The 26,845-nt window shown below is 66.3% G+C and carries 24 protein-coding genes and 3 tRNA genes; 19 read left to right on the forward strand and 8 right to left on the reverse strand.

Annotated features, from left to right (window positions below; genetic code table 11):
- Positions 1–126: 126 nt before the first annotated feature.
- The 9 genes from F4U94_RS12195 to F4U94_RS12235 all read left to right on the forward strand — a co-directional run bounded on the left by F4U94_RS12195 (position 127) and on the right by F4U94_RS12235 (position 7,503).
- A complete protein-coding gene (locus F4U94_RS12195; RefSeq protein ID WP_120252269.1) occupies positions 127–1,938 on the forward strand; it encodes a cation:proton antiporter in 1,812 nt (603 codons plus the stop codon).
- The gene (locus F4U94_RS12200) at positions 1,935–2,567 is read left to right on the forward strand and encodes an OmpA family protein (RefSeq protein ID WP_120251511.1); all 633 of its coding nucleotides are present in this window, start codon (positions 1,935–1,937) and stop codon (positions 2,565–2,567) included. Before F4U94_RS12195 ends, F4U94_RS12200 begins: the two co-directional genes overlap by 4 nt.
- Positions 2,568–2,599: 32 nt before the next feature.
- The gene (locus tag F4U94_RS12205; protein WP_120251510.1) at positions 2,600–3,889 is read left to right on the forward strand and encodes an adenosylmethionine--8-amino-7-oxononanoate transaminase; all 1,290 of its coding nucleotides are present in this window, start codon (positions 2,600–2,602) and stop codon (positions 3,887–3,889) included.
- Between the two features lie 57 nt (positions 3,890–3,946).
- A complete protein-coding gene (gene infA / locus F4U94_RS12210) occupies positions 3,947–4,165 on the forward strand; it encodes a translation initiation factor IF-1 (protein WP_003049127.1) in 219 nt (72 codons plus the stop codon).
- Between the two features lie 11 nt (positions 4,166–4,176).
- Positions 4,177–4,749, forward strand: a complete 573-nt coding sequence (locus tag F4U94_RS12215; protein ID WP_120251509.1) for a Maf family protein — start codon at positions 4,177–4,179, stop codon at positions 4,747–4,749.
- 63 nt (positions 4,750–4,812) lie between these two features.
- Positions 4,813–5,802: a ribonuclease gene (locus F4U94_RS12220; protein ID WP_120251508.1), complete on the forward strand. Its 990-nt coding sequence runs from the start codon at positions 4,813–4,815 to the stop codon at positions 5,800–5,802.
- Positions 5,792–5,986: a DNA gyrase inhibitor YacG gene (locus F4U94_RS12225; RefSeq protein WP_120251507.1), complete on the forward strand. Its 195-nt coding sequence runs from the start codon at positions 5,792–5,794 to the stop codon at positions 5,984–5,986. The genes F4U94_RS12220 and F4U94_RS12225 overlap by 11 nt, the downstream gene beginning before the upstream one ends.
- Positions 5,987–6,036: 50 nt before the next feature.
- Positions 6,037–6,112 (forward strand) — tRNA-Phe (locus F4U94_RS12230).
- Positions 6,113–6,189: 77 nt separating this feature from the next.
- Positions 6,190–7,503, forward strand: a complete 1,314-nt coding sequence (locus tag F4U94_RS12235) for a methyltransferase family protein (RefSeq protein WP_120252260.1) — start codon at positions 6,190–6,192, stop codon at positions 7,501–7,503.
- Between the two features lie 98 nt (positions 7,504–7,601).
- Here the strand turns inward: F4U94_RS12235 and F4U94_RS12240 are convergent, their stop codons facing one another.
- Together F4U94_RS12240 and F4U94_RS12245 are read right to left on the reverse strand one after the other, a co-directional pair.
- On the reverse strand, positions 7,602–8,975 hold the full coding sequence (locus F4U94_RS12240) for a glutamate--cysteine ligase (protein ID WP_120251438.1): 1,374 nt from the start codon (positions 8,973–8,975) through the stop codon (positions 7,602–7,604).
- Between the two features lie 99 nt (positions 8,976–9,074).
- On the reverse strand, positions 9,075–9,821 hold the full coding sequence (locus F4U94_RS12245; RefSeq protein ID WP_120251437.1) for a 16S rRNA (uracil(1498)-N(3))-methyltransferase: 747 nt from the start codon (positions 9,819–9,821) through the stop codon (positions 9,075–9,077).
- Positions 9,822–9,928: 107 nt separating this feature from the next.
- Between F4U94_RS12245 and ubiA the strand changes: the two genes are divergently transcribed.
- Positions 9,929–10,825 (forward strand): 4-hydroxybenzoate octaprenyltransferase, encoded by an 897-nt coding sequence (ubiA, locus tag F4U94_RS12250; protein WP_249042046.1) that lies wholly within the window; start codon positions 9,929–9,931, stop codon positions 10,823–10,825.
- Complete coding sequence (locus F4U94_RS12255) at positions 10,822–12,276, forward strand: phospholipase D-like domain-containing protein (RefSeq protein WP_120251435.1); 1,455 nt, start codon at positions 10,822–10,824, stop codon at positions 12,274–12,276. The genes ubiA and F4U94_RS12255 overlap by 4 nt, the downstream gene beginning before the upstream one ends.
- A 235-nt stretch (positions 12,277–12,511) precedes the next feature.
- Here the strand turns inward: F4U94_RS12255 and F4U94_RS12260 are convergent, their stop codons facing one another.
- From F4U94_RS12260 to F4U94_RS12275, 4 genes are all read right to left on the reverse strand, one after another.
- Complete coding sequence (locus tag F4U94_RS12260) at positions 12,512–15,955, reverse strand: chromosome segregation SMC family protein (protein ID WP_120251434.1); 3,444 nt, start codon at positions 15,953–15,955, stop codon at positions 12,512–12,514.
- Positions 15,956–16,029: 74 nt separating this feature from the next.
- On the reverse strand, positions 16,030–16,761 hold the full coding sequence (locus tag F4U94_RS12265) for a thioredoxin domain-containing protein (RefSeq protein ID WP_120252259.1): 732 nt from the start codon (positions 16,759–16,761) through the stop codon (positions 16,030–16,032).
- 45 nt (positions 16,762–16,806) lie between these two features.
- On the reverse strand, positions 16,807–17,475 hold the full coding sequence (locus F4U94_RS12270) for a thioredoxin domain-containing protein (protein ID WP_120251433.1): 669 nt from the start codon (positions 17,473–17,475) through the stop codon (positions 16,807–16,809).
- A 93-nt stretch (positions 17,476–17,568) separates the two neighbouring features.
- Positions 17,569–18,111 carry a DUF721 domain-containing protein gene (locus F4U94_RS12275; protein WP_120251432.1) on the reverse strand — a complete coding sequence of 181 codons (543 nt, stop codon included), beginning with the start codon at positions 18,109–18,111 and terminating at the stop codon, positions 17,569–17,571.
- A gap of 26 nt (positions 18,112–18,137) precedes the next feature.
- On the opposite strand from F4U94_RS12275, the gene mutY reads away from it, so the two are divergent.
- The 4 genes from mutY to F4U94_RS12295 are packed head-to-tail and all read left to right on the forward strand — an operon-like array spanning position 18,138 to position 22,311.
- The gene (gene mutY / locus F4U94_RS12280) at positions 18,138–19,205 is read left to right on the forward strand and encodes an A/G-specific adenine glycosylase (RefSeq protein ID WP_120251431.1); all 1,068 of its coding nucleotides are present in this window, start codon (positions 18,138–18,140) and stop codon (positions 19,203–19,205) included.
- Positions 19,192–20,130, forward strand: coding sequence for an NAD(+) diphosphatase (nudC, locus tag F4U94_RS12285; RefSeq protein ID WP_120251430.1), 939 nt, complete (start codon positions 19,192–19,194; stop codon positions 20,128–20,130). Before mutY ends, nudC begins: the two co-directional genes overlap by 14 nt.
- 44 nt (positions 20,131–20,174) lie before the next feature.
- A complete protein-coding gene (locus F4U94_RS12290; protein WP_120251429.1) occupies positions 20,175–21,521 on the forward strand; it encodes a TldD/PmbA family protein in 1,347 nt (448 codons plus the stop codon).
- Complete coding sequence (locus F4U94_RS12295; protein ID WP_120251428.1) at positions 21,508–22,311, forward strand: inositol monophosphatase family protein; 804 nt, start codon at positions 21,508–21,510, stop codon at positions 22,309–22,311. The genes F4U94_RS12290 and F4U94_RS12295 overlap by 14 nt, the downstream gene beginning before the upstream one ends.
- Positions 22,312–22,359: 48 nt before the next feature.
- Here the strand turns inward: F4U94_RS12295 and F4U94_RS12300 are convergent.
- Positions 22,360–22,434, reverse strand: a tRNA-Gly gene (locus F4U94_RS12300).
- Positions 22,435–22,487: 53 nt separating this feature from the next.
- Positions 22,488–22,562, reverse strand: a tRNA-Gly gene (locus F4U94_RS12305).
- An 81-nt stretch (positions 22,563–22,643) separates the two neighbouring features.
- Between F4U94_RS12305 and F4U94_RS12310 the strand changes: the two genes are divergently transcribed.
- From F4U94_RS12310 to paoC, 4 genes are read left to right on the forward strand one after another with little or no spacing between them, the layout of a single operon-like run.
- The gene (locus tag F4U94_RS12310; protein WP_145986241.1) at positions 22,644–22,862 is read left to right on the forward strand and encodes a hypothetical protein; all 219 of its coding nucleotides are present in this window, start codon (positions 22,644–22,646) and stop codon (positions 22,860–22,862) included.
- Between the two features lie 39 nt (positions 22,863–22,901).
- Positions 22,902–23,528: an aldehyde dehydrogenase iron-sulfur subunit PaoA gene (gene paoA / locus F4U94_RS12315; protein WP_120251427.1), complete on the forward strand. Its 627-nt coding sequence runs from the start codon at positions 22,902–22,904 to the stop codon at positions 23,526–23,528.
- On the forward strand, positions 23,525–24,481 hold the full coding sequence (locus F4U94_RS12320; RefSeq protein ID WP_120251426.1) for an FAD binding domain-containing protein: 957 nt from the start codon (positions 23,525–23,527) through the stop codon (positions 24,479–24,481). Before paoA ends, F4U94_RS12320 begins: the two co-directional genes overlap by 4 nt.
- Positions 24,478–26,670 carry an aldehyde oxidoreductase molybdenum-binding subunit PaoC gene (gene paoC, locus F4U94_RS12325; protein WP_120251425.1) on the forward strand — a complete coding sequence of 731 codons (2,193 nt, stop codon included), beginning with the start codon at positions 24,478–24,480 and terminating at the stop codon, positions 26,668–26,670. Before F4U94_RS12320 ends, paoC begins: the two co-directional genes overlap by 4 nt.
- Positions 26,671–26,845 lie beyond the last annotated feature (175 nt).

Consider the following 26,845-nt stretch of genomic DNA (forward strand, 5'->3'; position numbering starts at 1 on the left):
GTCATCGACCGGCCCTTTTTCTTTGTGCGCACATGACGCGCCACACATTACCGGTCCGATTGTTCCCGACGGCCTGAAAAATATCGGGGGGTGACGGACGCATTTCGTGCCGTCTATTATGTTGCGATGCAGCAACAAGCTCTTTCCATCGCGCTGATCGGCATATTGGGGATCGGCGCGCAGTGGATCGCCTGGCGGACCGGCTGGCCTGCCATCGCGCTCATGCTCGCCGCCGGCGTCATCGGCGGCCCGGTATTGGGCCTGATCCATCCCCATGCCGTCTTCGGCGACCTGCTGGAACCGATGGTGTCGGTCGCGGTCGCGCTGATCCTGTTCGAAGGCGGCCTCAGCCTCAATTTCCGCGAGTTGCGAAAAACCGACGGCGCGGTCATCCGGCTGGTGCTGCTGGGATCGCCGATCGGCTGGGTGCTGGGATCGCTTGCCTGCTATTATGTCGCGGGACTGGTCTGGCCCGTCGCCATCCTGTTTGCCGGCATATTGGTCGTGACCGGCCCGACCGTGGTGCTGCCGCTGCTGCGCCAGTCCAACGTCGCCGCCCGCCCCCGCGCCATCCTGAAATGGGAAGCGATCGTCAACGATCCGACCGGCGCGCTGCTGGGCGTCGTCACCTATGAATATCTGCGTCGTTCGGGTGAAGGCGGCACGTTGGCGTCCGTCATCCTGTCGCTGCTGGCCGCGGCGGTCATCGCCGGGCTGATCGGCTGGCTGGCTGCGCGTGCGCTCGGCTGGCTGTTCCCGCGCGGCCATGTGCCCGAATATCTCAAGGCCCCCGTGCTGCTGGTGTCGGTCATCAGCGTGTTCGTGGGATCGAACATGATCCAGCAGGAAACCGGGCTGCTGGCCGTCACGGTGATGGGCATCGCCCTGGCCAATATGCGGCTGGATTCGCTGCGCGACATTCAACCGTTCAAGGAAAATGTCACCGTCCTGCTGATTTCGGGCGTGTTCGTGATCCTTTCCGCCTCGCTCGACCTCAATGTCCTGCGCCAGTTCGAATGGCGGTTCCTGGCTTTCCTGCTGGCGCTGCTGTTTCTGGTCCGCCCGGCGACGGTCCTGCTCAGCCTCGCTTTCTCGCCCGTGCCATGGAATGAACGCTTGCTGGTCGCCTGGATCGCGCCGCGCGGTATCGTTGCAGTCGCCATTTCCGGGCTGTTCGCGCTGCGGCTCGATCGCCTGGGCTATAGCGACGGGTCGATCCTGGTCACCTTGTCCTTCTCCGTGGTGGTGGCGACGATCCTTTTCCACGGTTTTTCGATCAAGCCGGTGGCGCGACTGCTGAAGGTCACCGGCGCGTCGGAACGGGGATTGCTGATCGTGGGGGCTACTCCCTTCAGCCTCGGCATGGCGGCCCAGCTGCGCCTGCTGGACGTGCCGGTGACCATAGCCGATACCAGCTGGCAGCGGCTTGCCCCCGCACGGCATCAGGGCATTCCCACCTATCATGGGGAAATATTGTCGGAGGCGACCGAGGAACGTCTGGACCTGACCCGGTTCCAGGTATTGGCCGCGACCACCGATAACGAAGCCTATAACACGCTGGTCTGCAATGAATTCGCGCCGGAAATCGGGCGCGACAATGTCCATCAGCTGGGCGACGCCAGCGACGATGACGATCCGCGCACCTTGCCGGAATCGCTGCGGGGACGCGCGCTGTTCGCCTCCGGCCATGGGGTCGAGGATATCATGCAGCGTGAGGAGCAGGGCTGGCAATTCCGCAAGACGCGGATCAGCGAGCAGTTCGACTATGATGCCGCGCGCGCTTCGCTGCCGGAGGATGGCGACATGCTGCTGCTGCTGCGGAAGAACGGCGCGCTGCGTTTCTTCACCCATGCGTCGCGCCCGACGCCCCAGCCGGGCGACACGATATTGTCCTATGTACCGCCGTCCCGTAAAAGGCCGAAAGGAGAGGAAGAATGACAAGATTTGCCCCGGCCGCGATCCTCCTGAGCGCCACGCTCGCCGCCTGTCAGCCGCCTGCGGACGGCAACGCGATCAACGCGGCGGACAATGCCGCCCATGGCGTGGATGCCAATGCCGCGGACAATGGGGGCGAACAGCCCCGCTCCATCCTGCGCCCGGACGTCGTGCCGGAGGCCATGGAGGCGAAGGTCGAACCGGCCGATGCGCTGGTAAGTTTCGGGGCATCTCCGATGGCGCTCGACGATACCGCGAAGGCCGCGCTCGATACGCTGCTCGCCACCCCCGCGATCAAGGAAGGCGGCCCTGTCACGTTGCGGGGTCATAGCGATTCGCGCGGCAATGACGGCGACAACAAGGTGGCGTCCCGCATCCGGGCGGAAAGGGTCCGCGACTATCTGGTCGCAAAGGGCGTGGACAAGGGGCGGATCAGCATCGTCGCCCTGGGTGAAGCGCGCCCCGCCGCGCCCAATGCGACCGAAGATGGCAAGGATGATCCGGAAGGCCGGGCGAAAAATCGCCGCGTGGAGGTGCATGTCGCACTGCCCACCATCATGGTGCCGCCGCCCGTCGTCGCCAACCAGGCCGATCCGGCACAGGCAAGCGCGCAGGCAGGGTCAAAGCCGTAGAAATTGCGCGCGGCCGGGCTTAAAGCCCCATCATGACCTCTCCCGTCTGGCACCCCTTCACCCAGCATGGCTTGAACGAGCCGATCCCTCATGTCGTGCGGGCGCAGGGGGCGACGCTGCACCTGGCCGATGGCAGCACGCTGATCGACGCGATTTCCAGCTGGTGGGTGACGACGCACGGCCATTGCCATCCGCGCATCGCCGCCGCCATTGCGCAGCAGGCGAGCCAGCTCGACCAGCTGATCTTCGCCGCCTACACCCATGAGCCGGCCGAGGAGGTCGCGCGCGGTCTGATCGCCATGGCGCCCCGCGCCGAAGGCCAGCCCGCACTCGCCCATGTCTTCTATTCCGACAGCGGATCGACGGCGGTCGAGGTCGCGTTGAAGATGGCGCTGGGTTACTGGCATAATCTGGCGCTGGATGGCCTCGCCGAAGCACGCAGCCGCATCCTCGTCCTCGAACATAGCTATCATGGCGATACGATCGGCACGATGTCGATCGGCGAGCGCGGCGTTTATAACGCTGCCTGGCAGCCTTTGCTGTTCGATGTCGGCACCATCCCCTTCCCCGCGCCGGGTCAGGAACAGGCCTGCCTCGACTCGCTGGAGTCCGCTTGCGCCGAAAAGCCCGCCGCCTTCATCGTCGAACCATTACTGCTCGGCGCCGGGGGCATGCTGCTCTACTCGCCCGACATGCTTCGGGAGATGGCGGCGATCTGCCGCCGCCATAACGTGCTGTTCATCGCGGACGAGGTGATGACCGGCTGGGGTCGCACCGGCACGCTCTTCGCCTGCGAACAGGCGGGCATCGTGCCGGACATCATGGCCGTGGCGAAGGGCATTACCGGCGGCGCGATTCCGCTGGCCGCGACGCTGGCGACCGCGCCGATCTTCGACGCGCATCTGTCCACGGACCGTGCGCGGCTCTTCTACCATTCGTCCAGCTACACCGCCAACGCCATCGCCTGCGCCGCCGCCGCCGCGAATCTCGCCATCTGGCGGGAGGAGGATGTGCTGGGCCGCATCGCCACGCTGGCCGACGGCATCGCCACGCGACTCGGCATATTGGCGGCGCACCCCGCCTTCGCCAATCCGCGCCAACTGGGCACGATCGCTGCGATCGACCTGATCGCCGCCGATGCGGGTTACTTGTCGGACCTCGCCCCGCGCCTGCGTGCTTTCTTCCTGGAACGCGGCCTCTTGCTAAGGCCGCTGGGCAACACCATCTATCTGATGCCGCCTTATTGCCTGGACGCCGATCAGCTCGATCGGCTGTTCGCGGCGCTCGCCGAAGCCGGCGATTCATTCGGCATGCAACCCTGACTTTCATTTTCCGCAGTTTGGCGCTATGGCGGCGCGATTTTGCGAATTCGGGATAATATGGCTAAAGAAGAACTGCTTGAAATGCGCGGACAGGTTGTGGAGCTTCTCCCCAACGCCATGTTCCGTGTCCGGCTTGAAAATGACCACGAAATTCTCGGCCACACCGCCGGCAAGATGCGCAAGAATCGCATCCGCGTGCTGGTGGGTGACGAAGTGCTTGTCGAGCTGACCCCTTACGACCTGACCAAGGGTCGGATCACGTACCGCTTCAAATAAGCCGGCAGGTGATGCGGCTTATTCTAGCTTCGGCTTCCCCCAGACGGCGTGACCTTCTGGGCCAGATTTCTGTCGTCCCCGATGCGGTGGACCCTGCGGATATCGACGAAACACCCCGGAAGGCAGAAATGCCGGCCGCCTATGCCGCGCGCGTGGCGGAGGAAAAGGGCGTGGCGGTGGCCGCGCGCCACCCCGGCGCCCTGATTCTGTCCGGCGACACAGTGGTGGCCGTGGGCCGCCGCATATTGCCCAAGACGGAAAGCGAGGAGGAGGCGCGTCGCTGCCTTACCCTGCTGTCCGGGCGACGGCATCAGGTGTTCAGCGCGATCACGCTGATCGATGGCGAAGGTCGCACATGGCATCGCCTGTCGTCCAATATCGTCATCTTCAAACGGCTGGAGCAGGCGGAGATCGACACCTATATTGCCAGCGACGAATGGCGCGGCAAGGCCGGCGGCTATGCGATCCAGGGTCGCGCCGCGGGCCTCATCCGCACGATACAGGGCAGCCATAGCGCGATCATGGGCCTGCCGCTTTACGAAACCCGCACGCTGCTGAAAGCGGCCGGATACGCACTGGATTAAAGTGATTTCTAGGGAAATGGTACATTTCCCGGCTCGGAAATCACGATCAACAGGAAAATACTGATGGCCGAATGGCTTTATGAAGAAGGCATTGGCGAGGCCCGCGCCGCGCTGATCGAAAAGGGCAAGCTGGTCGAGGCGTTGATCGAGCGTGACGGCGACGTGGTTCGTCCCGGCGCAGTGGCGCAAGGGCGCCTGGTCGCGACCCTCATTCCCAAGAAGCGCGGCGTCGTGCGGCTGATCTCGGGCGAAGAAGTGCTGCTGGAGCCGATCCCGCCCCGCCTGTCCGAAGGCGCCAATGTGCTGGTCGAGATCATCCGTGAGGCGATCGCGGAAGAAGGCCGCCCCAAGCGCGCCAAGGGCCGCATGCCCCAGCCCGGATCGAAACCTCACGCCGGCCCCAGCCTGTTGCAGCGCATCCGCGCCACCGGCACGCCCGTCGTCCCCTGCCCCGCGCATGAGGAAGACAGGCTGGAAGCCCATGGCTGGAGCGAGTTGATGGACGAGGCGATCAGTGGCGAGGTCGGCGCCGAGGATGCTGCGCTGCGCCTGTTCCTGACGCCTGCCATGGTGCTGATCGACGTCGACGGGTCGCTCCCCCCCGCGCAGCTTGGCCCCAAGGGCGCGAAGCTGGCGGCGCAGGCGGTGCGGCGCATGGGTCTTTCCGGCTCGATCGGCATCGATCTGCCGACGATGAACAACAAGGACGAGCGGATGGTCGCTGCCGCTCAGGTCGACAAATTCCTGCCCCTCCCGTTCGAACGCACGGCCGTCAATGGCTTCGGCTTCCTTCAGATCATCCGCCGCCGCGAACGCGCGAATCTGATGGAATTGCTGCGCGAAGACCCGGTGCTGACCGCCGCGCTGGCGCTGCTGCGCCGGGCGGAACGCCATGGTCAGGGCGGCGCCGCCACCATCACTGCCGCGCCCGCGATCATCGACCTGCTGCACAAGCGGACCGACTGGATCGAATTGCTGGCCAAGCGTCGTGGCGGTGCGGTGACGCTCAAGGCCGAGGCCGCGCTCGACCTGGCGGGCGGCCATGTCGCCTAAACCCGCCGCCTGCCCGGTGTGCGGCCAGCCGTCGCACGCCGAAACCCGCCCATTTTGCAGCCCCGCCTGCCGCGACCGCGACCTGCTGCAATGGCTGGGCGAAGGCTATCGCGTCGCCGGCCCGCCCGCCGATAGCGACATGCAAAAAAACGGTAATTATGGGCTGGACAGCGAGCCGGATTGACGCTTATAGGCACGCCTCCATCCGGCGGACGCCTCCGCCGTTGACCCGATGCCCGGGTAGCTCAGTTGGTAGAGCATGCGATTGAAAATCGCAGTGTCGGCGGTTCGAATCCGTCCCCGGGCACCACAAACCTTCTCGACAGACCATCCGCCTCGCAAAGCGGTTCACGGCTTGCTTACCATTATCTGCTAATGGCCGCAGTCATGAAGACGGTTGATCCCCCTATACCATCGCTCCCCAAATCCGCCGTCAGCCATGGGGTCGGCATCGCCGGGCTCGTCGGGCTTGGCCTGTGGACGCTGGTGGCGCGGCATTATGGCATGGACGGGCCCAATGCGGGCCTGACCGCCGTGGTCGCCTGCGGGCTGCCGATGGTGCTGTGGTCGCTGATCGTCGACAAGGTGCATCGCAACGCATCCACCGGGATCGATTGGAAAGCGCCCGCGCGCACCGTGCGCGACGTGATGGACATCAGCATCGTCAAGATCGCAGGCCTGTGGGCGACCTGGCTGGCCATCGCGACCTTCTATTGCATCGCGCGCTGGTACTGGTCCGGCAATTATCGTTTCTCCATGGACCTGTTCATGGGCGCCGCGCCTTGGCTTCTGGCGCTGTCCATCCCCTATATCCTGTGGATCGACCGGCGGTTGGTGGAGCCCAAGGACGCCTCCTACAGCTTTGGCCAATGGATCATCGGCGGCGTCGCAGGGCAGGCGGACATGGTCCAGGTCGCCCATCACGCCCGCGCCTGGGCGGTGAAGGGCTTCTTCCTCGCCTTCATGGTGTCGATCGTGCCGGGCAATTTCGCCAGCGTGGTGGACTGGCGGATCGAGGATGCCTTCGCCCACCCGGTGGCGATGGCCGGTTTCCTGATCGCGGTCATGTTCATGATTGACGTCTGCCTAGCGACGGTCGGCTATATGCTGACCTTCAAGCCGCTGGATTCGCATATCCGCACCGCCAACCCCTATCTGGGCGGCTGGCTGGCGGCGCTCATGTGCTACCCGCCCTTTGTCCTGATGGGTGGCGGCGGGCCGCTCGATTATCATGCGGGCGGCGCGGAGTGGGATTATTGGACGCAGAATATGCCCGCGCTGCAATGGTTGCTGGGCGGCTGGCTGGTGCTGCTGACCGGCCTTTATGCTTGGGCGACGGTGGCGTTCGGCCTGCGCTTTTCAAACCTTACCCATCGCGGCATATTGACCCACGGCCCCTATCGCTGGACGCGCCACCCGGCCTATCTGGCCAAGAATCTCTTCTGGTGGTTTTCCGCCCTGCCCTTTTTGGCGGTGTCGGGCAGCCTGACCGACATGGTGCGCAACTGCGCCATGCTGGCCCTCACCAACGCCGTCTATTATTGGCGCGCGAAGACGGAGGAGCAGCATCTGTCCGCCGACCCCGACTATCGCGCCTATAGCGCATGGATGGAGCGCAACGCCCCCGTGCCGCGCTTCTTCGCCTGGATGACGGGGAAGAAGCACGAGACGATGGCGGCTACCGCGCAGCCGGCGGAATAGGATGGCGTACTCCGGCGAAGGCCGGAGTCCAGTTCCACCATGGCGCTGTACATAGAGGGTGGAACTGGATTCCGGCCTCCGCCGGAAAACCGCATTTCCTAGAAGCTTTCCTCGTCATAGACGCGGCCAAGGTCGCCCTGCCACTCGCCATGATAGCGTTCCAGCAGCCGTTCGGCGTTGGTCTTGCCCGAAGCGACCACCTCGTCCAGAAAGGACAGATAGCCCGTCTCATTGTCGCCCGCGCCGTTGAGGCGACCACGCGCGGTGAGGCCCGAACGGGCGATATCGACCACCTGACCCGCAATGTCGCGCAGTTTCCGTCCGCCACCGATCGGCGCGTCCAGGCCCAGCTTGGGCACGGAGTCGCGCAGCGTCTGCCGTTCCTCCATGGTCCAGTCCTTCACCACGTCCCACGCCGCGTCGAGCGCACCCTGATCGTAGAGCAGGCCGACCCACAGCGCCGGCAGCGCGCAGATGCGGTTCCACGGCCCACCATCGGCGCCGCGCATCTCCAGGAAGCTCTTCATCCGCACTTCGGGGAAGGCGGTGGACAGATGATCCTCCCAATCCTTCTCGGTCGGCTTTTCGCCCGGCAGGACCGCCAGCTTGCCGTCCAGGAAGTCGCGGAAACTATGGCCTGCCGCGTCGATATATTTGCCGTCGCGGTAGACGAAATACATCGGCACATCGAGCGCATAGTCGGCATAGCGTTCATAGCCGAAGCCGTCCTCGAACACGAAGGGCAGCATGCCGGTGCGGCCCGGATCGGTGTCCGACCAGATATGGCTGCGATAGGAGAGGAAGCCGTTGGGCTTGCCTTCCGTAAAGGGCGAATTGGCGAACAGCGCGGTCGCGAGCGGTTGCAAGGCCAGCGACACACGGAATTTCTGCGCCATGTCCGCCTCGCTGCCATAGTCGAGGTTGGTCTGAATGGTGCAGGTGCGCAACATCATGTCCAGGCCCATCGACCCCACGCGCGGCATGTGCCGCAGCATGATCTCATAGCGGCCCTTGGGCATGATCGGCAGCTCTGCGCGCGTCTTGTCCGGCCACATGCCAAGGCCAAGGAAGCCCAGGCCCAGCATGTCGCCGACATATTTCACCTGCTCCAGATGACGGCCGGTTTCGGCGCAGGTCTGGTGCAGATTGTCGAGCGGCGCGCCGCTCAGTTCCAGCTGCCCCGCCGGCTCCAGGCTGATCGTCCCGTCGGTGCCGGACAAAGCGATGATATTCTCGCCCTCGAACACCGGGTTCCAGCCATAGCGGGTCAGGCCGATCAGCAGCGTGTGGATGCCGCCCATCTCCTCATAGGAAGGGGCGTGATGATCCTTGCGGCTATAGACGAATTTCTCGTGCTCGGTCCCGATCCGCCAGCGTTCCTTGGGCTTTTCACCCTTGGAAAAGGCCGCGATCAACTGGTCGCGATTCTCGATGACGGGATCATGATCCCCTGAGTCTGTTCTGGTGCTCATGCCCCGCCCTTACTGCTTCCCCTCGGCCCGTCAAACAAAGTCGGGCGATCACCACATAGGGCCTGCCTATAATGGCTTCAATCCAATAGCGGAATGAAACTATTTCCAATCCCCATTGATCGTCATCCAGGCCGCCGTCGCCGCGATCGCGGCGGTTTCCGCGCGCAGGATTCGCGGCCCCAGCGATACCGGCACGGCGCCGGGCGTCGCGCGGATCGCATCCCGCTCGGCAGGATCGAATCCGCCCTCCGGCCCGACCAGAAAGGCGGCGGGTCCGGGATGGGTGCGCAATGTCGCCTCCAGCGGCGCGCCGCCCGTCTCGTCCGCGAAGAACAGATGCCGATCGGGCGACCAGCCCTTCAGCAACGCGTCCAGCTTCGTCATTTCGGTCAATTCAGGTAGAGCAGTGCGCCCGCATTGCTCCGCCGCTTCCACCAGATGGGAATGGAGCCGATCCAGATTCAGCTTGTCCACCACCGCCCGGCGGGTCAGCACCGGCTGAAGCCGCGCCACGCCCAGTTCGCACGCTTTTTCGGCGATCAGGTCGATGCGCCCCTTCTTGATCGGCGCACAGCATAGCCAGAAATCGGGCACATGTTCGGGCGGCTTAGTCTGGCTCACACATTCCAGCACCAGGTCGCGCTTGCGGATATCGCGGGCGCGCGCCGCCCATTCGCCGGACCGGCCGTCGAACAGCAAGACGATATCGTCCAGCTTCACCCGCATCACGCTGATGAGATAATGGGCCGGATTGCCGTCGATCGACACCACCACGCCTTCGCCCAGCTGGGTTTCGACATGCAGGCGGGGGGCGCTTTGCGGGGGCCAGGCGGGGGTTGCGGTCATTTTCTCTCGTGGCTTGTCCTGTAATGCTTCTTCCCTAAAGAGAAGCATGGCCCTTCGACAAGCGGGCTATGGAGTAGCCGTTGAACCAGACGCCGTTAAATCAAGGGATCGTGCCTGACAGCGAAGCGCGCGGCCTGCTCGCCCGCCTGCCGGACACGCCCCGCATATTGGCGCAACTGGCGCGATTCGATCGGCCGATCGGTTGGTGGCTGCTGTTCTGGCCCGGCGCATGGGCCGTAGCGCTGGCCGGGGGCGGCTTTGCCCGCTGGCCGCTGATCGGCTGGCTCCTGATCGGCAGCATCGCGATGCGCGGGGCAGGCTGCGTGTTCAACGATATCGTAGACCGCGATCTGGACCGGAAGGTCGCGCGCACCGCCGCACGGCCGCTGGCCAGCGGCGCCATGTCGGTGAAGATCGCCTGGGCCTGGCTCCTTGCGTTGTGCCTCATCGGCCTGATCGTGCTGCTGCAACTCACTTTTTATGCGCAGGTCGTGGCGCTGGGCAGTCTGGCGCTGGTCGCCGCCTATCCCTTCATGAAGCGGATCACCGGCTGGCCGCAGGTATGGCTCGGCCTCGTCTTCTCCTGGGCGGCACTAGTGGGCTGGAGCGAGGTGGCGGGCGCCCTCACCCTGCCCGGCCTGCTTCTCTATGCCGGCAGCCTCTTCTGGGTGGTGGGCTATGACACCATCTATGCGTTGCAGGACCGGGAGGATGACGCGCTGATCGGCATCGGATCCAGCGCGCTGTCGATGGGCCGCCATGTGCGCGGCGGCGTGACATTATGTTATGTGGCGGCTCTGGCCTTGTGGGGAAGCGCAATCTGGCAGATACGGCCGCAAGGTCTGGCCCTGGCCGCCCTGCTGCCCATGGCGGTGCATCTGCTGTGGCAGACAGGCACGTTGAAGGAAGATGGAGTCGATCCCCTGCGTAAATTCCGGTCCAACCGCTTTGCCGGTTTGCTGATGTTCCTGGGCTGTCTGGTCGTGGGGAGTGCTTCGCTATGACGCCACAGCCGGGCGAGGATTGCTGGCGCATCGCGCGCGCCGACCGGGCCAGCGTCATCATCGACGCCGACGCCTATTTCCGTCAGGCCCGCGCCGCGATGATGAAGGCCAAGCGCCGCATCATGCTGATCGGATGGGATTTCGATCCGGCCATCAGCCTGATTCGCGAGGATGAGGCGAAGGATGACGCGCCGATGGTCATCGGCGACTTCATTACCTGGCTGGTCGAACAGACGCCGGAATTGGAAATTTTCCTGCTGCGCTGGGATGTCGGCGCGATCAAGTCGATGGCGCGCCCCTCCCACCTCGTCACCACGCTGCGCTGGATGGCGCATCCGCGCATCACGGTGAAGCTGGACAGCCATCATCCGCCGGCCGCTTCCCATCATCAGAAAATCGTGGTGATCGACGATTGCTTCGCCTTCTGCGGCGGCATCGACATGACCGGCGATCGCTGGGACACGCGCCATCATCGTGACGAGGAGCCGGGCCGGCTGCATCCCGACGGGTCGCCCTATGGCCCCTGGCATGATGCCACCACGGCACTGGCCGCCCCGGTCGCCGCCGCGCTGGGCGAACATGCCCGCAATCGCTGGATCGGCGCGGGCGGCGATCCGCTGGAGCCGGTCGAGGGCATCAGCGATTGCTGGCCCGACCGGTTGCCGGTGCAGTTTGAGGGCGTCGATGTCGCCATCGCTCGATCCGCGCCCAAGATGGACGATCAGGAAGAACTGACCGAGATCGAGCAGCTCTATCTGCATCAGATCGCCGCGGCGAAGCGGCACATCTATGCCGAAAGCCAATATTTCGCCTCCCGCCGCATTGCCGAGGCGATCGCCAAGCGTCTGGGCGAAGCGGAAGGGCCGGACATCGTCATCGTCAATCCCGAGCAGGCGGACGGCTGGCTGGAACAGCAGGCGATGGATACCGCCCGTGCGCGCCTGTACGAGGCGCTGAAGGCGCGAGACACGCATGGCCGCTTCCGCATCTACCACCCCTTCACCAATCGCGGCGTGCCCATCTATGTCCATGCCAAGATCCTGATCGTGGACGATCGGCTGATCCGCGTCGGCTCGTCCAACATGAACAACCGGTCGATGCGGCTGGATACCGAATGCGACGTGTCGATCGACACGGCGCTGCCCGCCAATGAAGGGCGGCAGGCGACGATCCTGAAGATTCGCGACGACCTGATCGCCGAACATCTCGACCTGCCGGCCGAACGCGTATCCGCCGTCATCGCCGAACGCGGCCTGATCGCCGCGATCGAGGAACTGCGTCAGAAGCCCGGCCGTACGCTGCGCCCCTATGTGACGCCCGACCTCAACGACGTGCAGCAATGGATCGCCGACCATGAGGTGCTGGACCCCGAAGGCCCGGAAGAAATGTTCGAACCGGTCAGCGAACGCGGCCTGTTCCGCCGGATGAAGGGCTGGTTCGGGCGAGGGTGATGGCGCTGTCCTATCGGACGGCTTGGATGCTATCATGGCGTCCCGGCTTTCCGATAGGATCACCGCCACGTAACAAAATGTCGAAATCTGCGGGAAATGTGCGAAGTTAAGCGGCCGACCCTCCCGAAATTCCGTTCGGGCTGAGCCTGTCGAAACCCTGCTTTTTCTTCAAGACAGTGTGGCCCTTCGACAAGCTCAGCGCGAACGGCCCGATGAGAATCTCGAACCAGTCACGCTATTCCGCCGCGAGCAGCGCCTCGGCGCTTTGCAGGTTGACCGACACCAATCGGCTGACGCCACGCTCCACCATGGTCACGCCGAACAGGCGGTGCATGCGCGCCATGCTGACGGCATTGTGGGTGACGATCAGGTAGCGGGTGTTGGTCTGCGCCACCATCGCGTCCAGCAGGTCGCAGAACCGCTCGACATTGGCATCGTCCAGCGGCGCGTCGACCTCATCCAGCACGCAGATCGGTGCGGGGTTGGTCAGGAACAGGCCAAAGATCAGCGCCACGGCGGTCAGCGCCTGCTCGCCGCCCGACAACAAGGTCAGCGCCGCCAGCTTCTTGCCCGGCGGCTGGGCCATGATCTCCAGCCCCGCCTCCAGCGGATCGTCGCTGTCGATCAGTTCCAGATGCGCCTGCCCGCCATTGAACAATGTCGTGAAAAGCCGCCGGAAATGCCCGTCTACGGCCTCGAACGCGGCGAGCAGGCGTTGCCGCCCCTCGCGATTGAGGCTGCCGATCGATCCGCGCAGCTGGTTGATCGCCTGCGTGAGTTCCGCGCTTTCTGATCGGCTGGTCGCTTGGGCAGCTTCCAGTTCTTCCAATTCCTGCGCCGCGACCAGATTGACCGGGCCGATCCGCTCGCGCTCGGCATGGAAGCGGTCATGATCGGCCAGTTCGGTTTGGGCGATGCGGATCTCGGCACTGGCAAAGCCCAGTTTCTCCGGCAGAACCGGCGGCGGACATTCGAACCGCTCGCCCGACAGGCGGTTGGTTTCGATCCGCCGTTCGTCGGCGGCCTCGGCGCGGGCGACGGCGGTGGCGCGGGCTTCGCGCGCGGCGGCCAGCGCCTCGCCCGCCTGCGCCGCACGCCCCTCGGCCGTGCGCAGCCCACTCTCCGCTTCCTGCTCGGCACCGCGAGCCTGATCGGCGGCCTGCGTCAGGGCCGTGCCCTGATCGCTCAGCCCCGCTATGGCGCTGGCCAGCGCACCGGGTTGCGCCGCAAGTCCATCGCGCTCGCCGACAATCTCCTCGGCCCGCGCGACCATCGCGGCGATCCGCTTGGCCGCCTCGCCGGCGCGCGCGCGCCAGCCCTTCACCTCGGCATCGGCCGCCGCCTGCCGTTCCCGGTCGATGGTCAGGGCGCGATCGGCCAGCGCCTGATCCGCCTGCAACTGGCTGACGGCGCCCCGCGCCTTCTCGCTGGCTTGCGACAGGGTGGCGACCAGCGCACGGGTTTCCGCGCCATCGGGCACGGCGGCACGGTTGATTTCAGCCTTCTCATGTTCGCCCTGCGCACCATCCCGGTCGCGCCGCGCTTCGGCCAATCGTTCCTCGACACCCTCACGCCGCCCCGCCAGCCGCTCCAGCGCCGTCGTCGCCTCATCGGCGGCGCGCAGCGCAGTGCGCAACTTCTGGTCCGCCTGCGACAGGGCGGTGCGTCCTGCGGCCAGCGCCTGCACGGCCGCCTGTTCGCGCGCCTTTGCGCCATCCTGCGCCGTCGCCGCCTGCTCGACCTCCGCCTGCATGGCCGGGCGCGCAGCGCCGATCGCCTCCAGCCGATTCAGCCGGATCAGTCGCTCGGCCGCCGCCGCCCCGCCCTCTACCGCGACATATCCGTCCCAGCGGCGCAACTGCCCGTCCCGCGTGACCAGCCTTTGTCCGACGCCCAGCGCCTGCCCTTCGTCCCGGTCCACCACGCCAATCTGCGCCAGACGGCGGGCCAGTTCGGCCGGCGCCATGACATGCGCGGCCAGCGGCGTGGCGCCAGCGGGCAAGGCGGGATCACCGGGCAACGAATCCGCCCCGGCCCAGCGCCGCTTGCCCTCCGCCCCGACCGGCGCTTCCAGATCGTCGCCCAGCGCGGCGGCGAGTGCCCGCTCATAGCCCGGCGCCGCCTTCAGCCGATCCAGCGCTCGCGCTTTGCCGGCGCTACCGCTATCGACCGCCCGCTTCAGCGCCGCCGCCTCGCTATCGAGCGCCGCCAGCCCGGCGCGCGCCGATGCCAGCGCCGCTTCGGCCGACGCTCGTGCTTCGGCGGCGGACTGCCGATCCGCATCGGCCGACTGGATCGCGCTTTCGGCGGCATCGCGCTCGGCCTTCGACTTATCCTGATCGGCGATCGCCGTCTCGCGCTGCGCCTCCAGCGGGGCGGCATCGGGCAGGGCGGCCGCTTCCGCAGTCAATCGCGCGACTTCCCGCTCGGCCCGATCGAGCCGAGTGCGCGCAGCCACCAGCGCCGCCTCCGCCACGCGCAACTCCGCCTGCTCGGCCGCCTGCGTCGCCATCGCCTTTGCAAGATCCAGTTCGGCGTCCCGCGCGGCATCCTCGGCCGCGGCGATCCGCGTGGCAAAGGCTGGGCGCAATTTCTCCGTTTCGGCCACCCGCCCCTTCAGCGTCGCGATCTCCGCCGTCAGCCGGGCGATCGCATCGGCCGCATCATTGGCCAGCGTCCCTTCGCGCGCCCGATCTTCCTCCAGCCGGCTCGCCTGCTGCGTCAGGTCGACCAGGCGACGGACGACCGACTCCCGCTCGGTCCGCAGCGCTGCCAGCCGATGCCCCGCCTCATTGGCGGCATCGCGCGCATTCTGCGCGGCCGTGCGTCGGTCGGCCAGCGCTGCCACGGCCGCCTGCGCATGGGCGGCGGCGGCCATCTGCCCCTCCTGCGCGGCCGACACGGCCGTGTCAGCCTGCTTCGCCTCCGCCCGTGCAGCCTCCGCACTGGCATTGGCCTCGCGCCAGCGGGCGAACAGCACCCGTCCTTCGGCCACCCGAATCTGGTCCGACAGGCGGATATAGCGTTCCGCCGCCCTCGCCTGCCGCCGCAGCGCATTGGCGCGCGCGTCCATATCCAGCAAAATCTCGTCCAGCCGGGCCAGATTGGCCTCGGCCGCGCGCAATTTCTGCTCGGCATCCTTGCGCCGGACATGCAGGCCGGCAATGCCCGCCGCTTCCTCCAGCATGGCGCGCCGTTCCTGCGGCCGGGCAGCGATGACGGCGGCGATCCGCCCCTGACTGACCAGCGCCGGACTGTGCGGCCCGGTGGCGGCATCGGCGAAGACCAGCGACACGTCCTTGGCGCGCACATCCTTGCCATTGGCTCTGTAGGCGCTACCCGCCCCGCGCTCGATCCGGCGCGTGACTTCCAGTTCGCCGTCCGCGCCGACATCGACGGCGGAAAACAGCTCGCCCTGTTCCTGGACGGTAAGCAGCGACACTTCGGCAAAGTCGCGTTGCGGCCGCGTGGCGGTGCCCGCGAAGATCACATCCTCCATGCCACCGCCGCGCATGGATTTGGCGCTGGATTCGCCCATGACCCACCGGATCGCTTCCAGCAGGTTGGATTTGCCGCACCCATTGGGGCCGACGATGCCGGTCAGCCCCGGCTCGATGCGCAACTCCGTCGCATCGACGAAGCTTTTGAAGCCGGAGAGTTTGAGGCGCTTTATCTGCATGACGGAAAACCGGGGCAGCCTGCCACCCCGGTTCCTCTATGCGTAGGCGCGCCTGTCAGCCCCCTCTGATGCAATCAGAGTCCCGCTTCCTTGAGCTTGGGCTGAAGTGCGGACCAACTGGCGACATTGTCCAGCAGCACGCCGTTGATCAGGAAGCTGGGCGTCCCCTGAATCTGATATTCGCTATTGGCCTTCTCGACATTCTTGGCCAGCTTCTCGGCAATGGCGGTATCGGCCAGGCACACCTTCGCCTGATCGGCGGAAATGCCGCGCTGCTGCGCATATTCGACCAGGCCCGCAATCTGGGCGATCGCGCCGGGACGCTGCGCCGGGGGCAGCTTGTCCACGCCCTGGAAGGCGGCCTGCGCGCCCTGCACCTTTTCGAACATCGCCGACTGGTTAGCGAAGAACTGCTCCGACAGCGGGTAGAAGATGTCCTTGCCGCCGCAACGGGCCAGCAGCGCGGTGGTCAGGTCGATCGGATCGCGCAGATAGGTGCGGAATTCGAAGCTCATCTTGCCGGTGTCGACGATCTTCTTGATCTCCTCCGACGCTTCGGCCGAGAAATCCTTGCAATGGCTGCACGTATAGGAGCCATATTCGATCAGCTTCACCTTCGCCGACGGGTTGCCCATCACGAAATAGCCGTCCGGCGTTTCCGCGATCGTGTCCGACCAGCTGGTGCCGGCGGGTGCGGCGACGGCGGCGACCGCTTCGCCGGTCGGCTTGGCGGCTTCCTCATTCTTGCCGCAGGCGGCAAGGGTGAGGCTGAGGGCGATAAGGGCTATACCGGAAAAGGCTTTCACGACGGGCAAGGCTCCGAAATCAAACAGGATGAAAAGGGGTTTAGATCAGCGCGCGGCGGGGGGCAATGCAGCCTGAAGGATCGACCAGCTCGATCCGTCCACCTTGGTCCCGTTGACGACGAAACCGGGCGTGCCGGTGATCTTGGCCTTGTTCCATGCCTCGTCCGTCATCGCCAGCACCTGCTTCATCGACGCCGGATTGGCGACGCAGGCGTCCAGCTGCGCATTGGTGAAGCCACGCTTGTTCATCAGCGCGTACAGGCCGGTCTTCTGCCCGATATCCTTGAGCGCCGCGACCTGGTCGGCCGGCTTTTCGCCGCTGCCGTCATAGGCTTCGATCTTCTCCATCCAGGGCGTCTGGTTGGCGAACAGCGCCTCATGATTGCCCATGAAACGGGCCGGGCCGCCGCAACGGGCGAGCAGCGCGGCGGTCAGGTCATATTTGTCGCGCACGGCGTTGCGCACTTCGACGCTGACCTTGCCGCCCTTCACATAGCCGGTCTTGAGCGGCGCGCTCGCTTCACCCACGAAATGGGCGCAATGCGAACAGGTATAGCTCACATATTCGACCAGCTTGGTCGCAGCGGCAGGATTGCCCATCAAATGGCCGCCGATCGGCGACAGCACGACCCGGCTCACCCAATTGGCGGCAGGCGCGGCGACCAGAGCGGCGGGAACGGCAAGCAAGGCAAGCGGCAGGAGCAGTTTCTTCATGGGGCGCGTCCGTAGAAAGGCTCCGCTGAACCGGAGCCGAATAGGGGTCATGTGCGGCGAATGAACGGCTGTGCCATCCGGTCAGCCACCACTCTAGTTAATTTTCGGCAATCCGCTGCTGTTGGCAAGGCCCTGTGCCAGCGATTCCAGCACGGCGCGCAATTCCGGGTCGCCAATGTCGCGCAGCGAATCGCCCAGCTCGACCGGAATGGGCTTCAGGTTGCGGGGCGGCGGGCGACGTTCGGCCCGGGCCGGGGTGATTTCGCCCTGCCGCATCGCCACCTTGGCGACGGCGGCATAGCCAAAGAAGCGGTTCACCCGCTCGACGATGTCGGGCAGCATATGCTGGACCATCGGCGCATGGCCGCTCATCACCGTTAGCTGCAACGTGCCGCCAGCCTTTTGGCCCACCGGGAAGCGGATCGATTCGGGCGCGGAAATGCCGGCATAATGGCTGCCGACAATCTCCGCCCAGCGGGTGACGATGCTGGATTGAACGAAGCCGAACTTGCGGAAGGCCGCGCGGCCGATATCCGGCATCAGGTCGGCGATCGCGCGCGGCGCGCCGGTGCGGGGACGCTCGGCCGGCGCCTTGGCACGACTCTTATATTTAGGGGGGGCCGGGCGTTCCGTCATGACGCGCTACATGGCATAGGGCTGGCATGCGCGTCGAGGGTAGAGACAGAAAAATCGCGGGCGACCTGCTCGCTCACTATGATGTGCATGCCCGGCGCCTGCCCTGGCGCGCGCCGCCCGGCAGCAACGCCGCCGACCCCTATCGGGTCTGGCTGTCGGAAGTGATGCTGCAACAGACGACGGTGGCCGCCGTCGGCCCCTATTTCGCGAAATTCACGGAACGCTGGCCGACGGTGCAGGATCTGGCCGCCGCCGAAGACGCCGACCTGATGGCCGCCTGGGCCGGGCTTGGCTATTATGCCCGCGCCCGCAACCTGCTCGCCTGTGCGCGGGCGGTGGCACGCGATCATGGCGGCATCTTCCCCGATACCGAGGACGGACTGCGCGCTCTACCCGGCGTGGGCGCCTATACCGCCGCCGCCGTCGCCGCGATCGCCTTTGGCCGGCGCGCGGTGGTGGTGGACGCCAATGTCGAGCGGGTGGTCGCCCGCCTCTTCGCGATCGCCACGCCCTTGCCCGCCGCCCGGCCCGCCATTCGCGAAGCCTGCGACCGCATCACCCCCGACGCCCGCGCCGGCGACTTCGCGCAGGCGATGATGGATCTGGGCGCGACCATCTGCACCGCCCGCAACCCCGCCTGCGGCATCTGCCCGATCCGCGCGGATTGCGCCGCCATACTGACCGCCGATCCTGCCGCTTATCCCGTCAAGCCGCCCAAGAAAACGCGCCCCCATCGCACCGGCCATGGCTGGTGGATCGAGCGGGATGGCAATGTCTGGCTGATCCGCCGTCCGGACAAGGGGCTGCTGGGCGGCATGCGCGCGCTTCCCAGCTCCGACTGGAGCGACGCGCCCGACGCCACTCCGCCGCTGAGGGCGCACTGGTCGACCATCGATGAGCCGGTCGCGCATGTCTTCACCCATTTCTCACTAGCGCTGCGCGTCCACCATGCCCATGTGGGGGCGGAGATGACGCCGCCGGGCGCAGGCGAATGGTGGCCGATCGATCGGATCGGGGAGGCAGGATTGCCAACATTATTCGCCCGCGCGGCCGATGCGGTGAGGAAGGAAAGGCAAGCCAATGCACGGAACTGACCCGACCAACAGACAGGTGCCGGGCTTCGTCGGCAGCAGGCTGGACCGCGTCGACCCTATCCGCTCCAATCCTGCGCTGCTCGCCGAAACATTCGCCGATCCCGCCGCCCGCCTGCTGGTGCTCGACGGGCTGGAGCCGGTGGAGGTGGACGGCCATCTGCTGCTGGAACCGCTCGCCCCCGACGCCCATGTGGAGGATCATGTGCTGCTGGGGGTCGATCCGGCCGCCCGGCCGATCTTCGCCCGGCTGGTCGCCGATCTTGGCCCGGCCCTCACCCCCACACCGCGCAGCCGCGCCATCGCCGGGCTGGTCCCGGCCGATGAGGTCGCGCTCTACGGCACCGCGCGCAGCCTGGTCCATTGGCATGCCCGGCATCGCCATTGCTCGGTCTGCGGCGCGACCACCCGCCCGGTCAAGGCCGGCTGGTCGCGCAAATGCGATGCCGACGCCTGCGCTGCCGAACATTTCCCCCGCACCGACCCCGTCGTCATCATGCTGGCCGAATATCGCGGGCGCATCCTGCTCGGTCGCCAGCATGCCTGGCCGCCCGGCCGCTATTCGGCGCTGGCCGGCTTCGTCGAACCGGGCGAGACGATCGAGGAAGCGGTCGCGCGCGAAGTGTTCGAGGAGGCCGGCGTCCGCGTCCATGATGTGCGCTATGTGATGAGCCAGCCCTGGCCCTTCCCTTCGTCCCTGATGATCGCCTGCATCGCCCAGGCGCAGGATGACGCCCTGACGCTGGATGAAACCGAGATCGAGGACGCCTTCTGGTGCGACGCCGACCAGGTGCGCGCGGCCATGGCCGGCGACCCCGACGCCCCTTTTCTCGCCCCGTCGCAAATGGCCGTCGCCTGGCACCTGCTCGACCATTGGCTGGCCGGCGTTGCGCCCCCCAGCCTTGTTCGCGCTGACGCAAGCGCGTAAGGCCAACCCCTTCTTTCCCCATATTCGAGGACGATTTCCCCTCCATGCTCAGCCTAGACGAAGCCCAGTCGCGCGCGCAGGATCTGGTCAACGCCGCGCGCAAGGCCGGGGCGGATGCCGCCGACGCCATTTACGCCTGCACCGCATCGACCAACGTGTCGGTCCGCCTGGGCGCGCTGGAGGATGTCGAACGGTCCGAGGGGGAGGAGATCGGCCTGCGCGTCTTCATCGGCCAGCGGTCCGCCAGCATTTCGGCGTCGGACATGAATCCCGCGACGCTCGCCACGCTGGTCGATCGCAGCATCGCCATGGCGCGCGAGGCACCCGAAGATCCTTATGCCGGCCTCGCGCCGGAAGATCGGTTGCTCAAGAAGCGTCCGCCTTCGCTCGACCTGACCGATGAGGAAGAGCCCGAACCCGCTATCTTACGCGAACGCGCGCTGATCGCGGAAGAAGCCGCGCGCAGCGTACCGGGCATCACCAACAGCGAAGGCGGCGGCGCATCCAACGGCCGCAGCCAGGTGGCGCTGGCCACAAGCCATGGCTTTGCCGGCGCCTATGCCGGCACCAGCCATGCGACCTGGGCCAGCGTGCTGGCCGGCGCCGGCGCCGACATGCAGCGCGACCATGCCAGCCACAGCGTCCGCCATCTGGAAGATCTGGACGATGCCGAATCGGTCGGCATCCGCGCGGGCCAACGGGCGGTGGCGCGGCTGAACCCCGTAAAGGTCGAAAGCGGCGTCATGCCGGTCATCTTCGATCCGCGCATCGGCGCCAGCCTGCTCGGCCATCTGATCGGCGGCATGGTCGGCCCGGCGATCGCCCGCCGCTCCAGCTTTCTGCTGGAATCGCTCGGCGAAGCTTTGTTCGATTCGGCGATCACCATCATCGACGATCCGCTGCTGCCGCGCGGCATGCGCTCGCGCCCGTTCGATGGCGAAGGACTGCCGGTGGACCGCCGCGCGCTGATCGACAAAGGCGTGCTGACCGGCTGGCTGATGGACAGCGCATCGGCCCGTCAGCTGGGCCTGGAACCCACCGGCCATGCCAGCCGCGGCGGCAGCGGCGCGCCGGGCGCCAGCATCACCAACGTCCATATGGAGGCCGGCACCATCTCGCCCGGCGACCTGATGGCGGACGTGACGCGCGGCCTCTACGTCACCGAACTGATCGGCATGGGCGTGAACGGCGTCACCGGCGATTATAGTCGCGGCGCTGCGGGCTTCCTGATCGAAAATGGCGCGGTGACCCATGCCGTGTCGGAAATCACCATCGCCAGCAATTTGAAGGCGATGTTCCGCGCCCTGACGCCGGCCAGCGACTTGCAATTCCGCTATGCCATGAACGTGCCGACGCTGCGCGTGGACGGGATGACCGTTGCCGGGGGATGATGCCTCTCTGCGCGCCGTCGTCTCCGCCGTGGCGGATGCGGCCGACCATGCGCTGACCCTGTGGGCCAATGGCGAAACGCGCGTTCGCCAGTGGGAAAAAGTGCCCGGCCATCCGGTGTGCGAGGCCGACCTGTCGGTCGACGCCATGCTGCGCGACCGCCTCTCGGCAATCGATCCGCAGGCCGGCTGGCTGTCGGAAGAGACAGCCGATACCGTGCATCGCCTGGGCGTGCCGCGCGTCTGGGTGGTCGACCCGATCGACGGCACCCGCGACTATCTGCGCGGGCGACCGGGCTGGGCCGTGTCGGTGGCGCTGGTCGATCGGGGCGCGGTGACGCTCGGCATATTGGCCGCCCCGGCCCGCAACGAATTGTGGGTGGCGCAACTGGGCAAGGGCGCGACCCGCAACGGCGTGACGCTACAGGCAGGTTCCCGCAAAACCCTGCCGGGTGCGCGCGTCCCCGCCGAACAATTGCCCCGCATCGATCGCGATCTGGTGACGGTGGACAAGCCCAACAGCATCGCGCTGCGCATGGCGATGGTCGCCGCCGATGAGGCCGATCTGGTCGCAACCGTGCGCTGGGGCAATGAATGGGATGTCGCCGCCGCCGCGCTGATCGTGCAGGAGGCCGGCGGCACCGTGACCGATGCGCTGGGCGATCCCCTGCTGTTCAACCGGCCCCAGCCGACCGCCTTCGGCCTGCTCTGCGCCGCCCCCGGCATCCACGCCGCCGCCGTCGAGCGCCTCACCCCGCGCGCGCGCGAAATATTGGGCCAGCCGCAGGGTTAGGCGGACAACGCGGTGCCCGAAGGCAATAGTCTGTCGATTTCGAAAAACTGGAGCGGGCGAAGGGATTCGAACCCTCGACCCCAACCTTGGCAAGGTTGTGCTCTACCCCTGAGCTACGCCCGCTCGGGCGGCCGAAAAGTTTCCTTTTCAGCAAATGTGGCCAACTAGCAGAAAACTGGAGCGGGCGAAGGGATTCGAACCCTCGACCCCAACCTTGGCAAGGTTGTGCTCTACCCCTGAGCTACGCCCGCTCTTGGCGGCCGGGAGAGTGTGTCTCTCTCGGCGGGTGGCGGCCAACTAGCAAGGCTTTCCCAGATCGGCAAGGGGAAGAATTGCAGAAAAATGAAATCCGCGTTCTCGAGCGTAAAAAATCATCCTTTTCAGTGACTTGGCGCAGAGCAGAAAATCATCGCCTGACGCCGCCTTATGGCTGCCTGGCGAATCGGGCGGCAGCGCTCTGGGAAAAGATCGACTTGGCGCAGGCCGCCCATCTGCTAATCTGGCCCATATCTGTTTGCGGCGGGATCATTTGCCGCCGCCCTTCGTACTGAACAAAAGCCTACAGGCCAAAACAGCAGGGAAGATCAACCATGTCGTCCGATCAACTGACGCGCCGCGGCCTGTTGCAGGGCAGCGCCGTGCTCGCCGCCGCCGCGCCCACCTTGTCAGCCGCAGCGCCGACGCCCAAGACCAGCGGAGCCAATGCCATGATGCCCGTCGAACTGACCGTCAACGGCCGCGAGGTGCATCTGCAACTCGACCCGCGCACCAGCCTGCTCGATGCGCTGCGCGAACATCTCCACCTGACTGGCACCAAGAAGGGCTGCGACCATGGCCAGTGCGGCGCCTGCACCGTGATCGTGGAAGGCCGCCGGATCAACAGCTGCCTGACGCTGGCGGTGATGCATGACGGCGAGAAGGTGACGACGATCGAAGGGCTGGGCACCTCCGACCATCTGCACGCCATGCAAAAGGCGTTCATCGTGCATGACGGCTATCAGTGCGGCTATTGCACGCCGGGCCAGATCTGCTCCGCCGTTTCGGTGCTGGAGGAGATAGAGGCAGGCATCCCCAGCCATGTGACCGCCGATCTGGACGATGTCGCGATCAGCGACGCCGAACTGCGCGAGCGGATGAGCGGCAATATCTGCCGCTGCGCCGCCTATCCCAATATCATCGCGGCGATGCGCGACGTCGCCGGGGAGGCAAAGGCATGAGGCCCTTCACCTACGAACGCGCGACCGATGTCGCAGCGGCAGCCAGGGCGGCCGGCTCGGTCCAGGGCGCCCGCTTCATCGCCGGCGGCACCAACCTGCTCGACCTGATGAAGCTCCAGATCGAAACGCCGACCCATCTGATCGACGTCAATCATCTGGGCCTCGACCGGATCGAAAGGACCGACGATGGCGGCCTGCGCATCGGCGCGCTGGTCCGCAATACGGATCTGGCCGCCGACAAGGCCGTGCGCCGCGACTATGCGGTGCTCAGCCGGGCGCTGCTGGCCGGCGCATCGGGGCAATTGCGCAACAAGGCGACGACCGGCGGCAACCTGCTGCAACGCACCCGCTGCCCCTATTTCTACGACACGCGCATGCCCTGCAACAAGCGCAAGGCCGGCAGCGGTTGCGGCGCGATGCAGGGGATGAGCCGGAGTCTCGCCATATTGGGCGTCAGCGACGCCTGCATCGCCCAGCATCCCAGCGATATGGCCGTCGCGATGCGCCTGCTCGACGCGCAGGTCGATACGATGAGCGCGGACGGCGTGGCGCGCGCCATCCCGATCGCCGACTTCCACCTTTTGCCCGGCGACACGCCGCACAAGGAAACGGCCTTGAAAGCCGGCGAGATCATTACGTCGGTGACATTGCCCAAGCCCATCGGCGGCACCCATGTCTATCGCAAGGTCCGCGACCGCGCCTCCTACGCCTTCGCTCTGGTGTCGGTCGCAGCGGTGTTCGACAAGGACGGCAGCGCCCGCTTCGCCTTCGGCGGCATCGGCGCCAAGCCATGGCGCACCCCAACGGCCGACGCCGCCGCGAAACAGGGCGCCAAAGCCGTGGCGGAGGCGGCCCTGAGCGGCGCCCGCACCACCCATCATAACGACTTCAAGAAGCTGCTGGTCGAACGGACATTGACGTCCCTCTACCGCCAGCGGGAGGCACGGGCATGAAGTTCGATACGCCAGCCGGCCCCAACCCGATCGATCGCGGCCGGGTGATCGGCATCCCCCATGATCGCATCGACGGCGCGGCCAAGGTCACGGGCAGCGCCCCCTATGCCTATGAACGGCACGACGCCGCCCCCAACGCCGCCTATGGCTGGATGGTCGGATCGGCCATCGCCAAGGGGCGGATCGCCGCCATGGACCTGCGCGCCGCCGAAGCCGCGCCGGGCGTGCTGGGCATCGTCACCCACGCCAATGCGGGGAAGCTGGGCAAGGGATCGATGAACACCGCGCCGCTGCTGGGCGGGCCGCAGGTGGACCATTATGAGCAGGCGGTCGCCCTGGTCATCGCCGACACGTTCGAAAATGCGCGCGACGCGGCCAAGCTGGTACGGATCGACTATGCGGCAGCGGATGGCCGGTTCGATCTGGCGGCCGATCAGGCGCGCGGGGTCAATCCCGGCAAGGATGCCGATACTGCGGCGGGCGATTTCGACGGCGGCTTCGCAAAGGCCGCCGTGAAGATCGACCAGCGCTACACCACGCCCGACCACAGCCATGCGATGATGGAGCCCCACGCGACCACCGCCGCCTGGAATGGCGACAAGCTGACGCTGTGGACATCCAACCAGATGATCGCCTGGGGCGTGGGCGAAGTCGCCAAGACGCTGGGCATCCCCAAGGATAATGTCCGCCTCGTCTCCCCCTATATCGGCGGCGGCTTCGGGTCGAAACTCTTCGTGCGCGCCGACGCGATCCTCGCCGCGCTGGGCGCGAAGCAGGTCGGTCGCCCGGTCAAGGTCGCCATCGCCCGGCATCAGATCCCCAACAACACCACCCACCGCCCCGCGACGATCCAGCGCATCCGCATCGGCGCGAACAAGGACGGGGTGATCGACGCGATCGGGCATGAAGTCTGGTCGGGCGATCTGCCCGGCGGCGGCCCGGAAACGGCGGCGCAGCAGACCCGCCTCCTCTATCGCGGACCGAACCGGATGACCGCGCACCGGCTGGTGACGCTCGACCTGCCGGAGGGCAACGCCATGCGCGCGCCCGGCGAAGCGGTCGGCCTATTGGCGCTGGAAATCGCGATGGACGAACTGGCCGAGGCCTGCAACGTCGATCCGGTCGAACTGCGCATCCGCAACGATGTGCAATATGATCCCGAAGCCGGCCCGCAGCGCCCCTTTTCCAGCCGCAAGCTGGTGGAATGCCTGCGCACGGGCGCCGACCATTTCGGCTGGGCCAAGCGCGACCCGAAACCGGGCCAGGTGCGTGACGGCCGCTGGATGGTCGGCATGGGCGTGGCGGCGGCGTTCCGCAACAATCTGGTGCAGAAATCCGGCGCCCGCATCGGTGTCGATGCAAAAGGTCGCATCATCGTCGAAACCGACATGACCGATATCGGCACCGGCAGCTATACCATCGTGGCGCAGACCGCGGCGGAAATGCTGGGCGTGACACTGGAGCAAGTGACGGTGCGCCTGGGCGACAGCCGCTTCCCGGTATCGGCCGGTTCGGGCGGCCAGTGGGGCGCGAACAGTGCGACCGCCGGCGTCTATGCCGCCGCCATGGCGCTGCGCGCGAAGCTGGCGGAACAGGCCGGCTACCCCGCCGATCAGGCCCTGTTCGAGGATGGCCTGGTCAAACTCGCCAATAAATCGCAGACGCTGGCATCGCTCGCCGGCCGCGACGGCCTCTGGGCCGAAGACAGTATGGACTATGGCGATCTCGACAAACGCTATGCGCAGGCGACATTCGGCGCGCATTTCTGCGAGGTCGGCGTCGATATCGACACCGCCGAAGTGCGCGTCCGCCGCATGGGCGGGGCCTTTGCCGCTGGGCGCATCCTCAACCCCAAATCGGCGCGCAGCCAGGTGATCGGTGCGATGACGATGGGCGTGGGCGCGGCGCTGATGGAAGCGCTGGACGTCGACACGCGCTTCGGCTTCTTCGTCAATCACGACATGGCCGAATATATGGTGCCGGTCCATGCCGACATTCCCCAGCAGGATGTTCTCTTCATCGATGAGCTGGACGACAAAAGCTCCCCCATGAAGGCCAAGGGCGTCGGCGAACTGGGCATATGCGGGGCGGGCGCGGCGGTGGCCAACGCCATCTACAACGCCACCGGCCTTCGCTTGAGGGACTATCCGCTGACCATCGACAAGCTGTTGAAAGCGCAGGCGGCTTGAATTTTTGATGCGCCTCACGGCGCATAGCCCGCACCGGCCCGCACCCCCACCCGTCCACCCATCAGGATACTGCCGTAGGCGGTCGGGTGGGTGTGCGGGCCGGTGCTGTAAATCAAGGACTTGACCCAAGGTATAATGGAGCGCCGCCCGGCCCGCCCCTACCCTCCCCGCCAAA

It is taken from the genome of Sphingobium limneticum (genome assembly GCF_008710155.1).
Lineage (GTDB): Bacteria > Pseudomonadota > Alphaproteobacteria > Sphingomonadales > Sphingomonadaceae > Sphingobium > Sphingobium limneticum.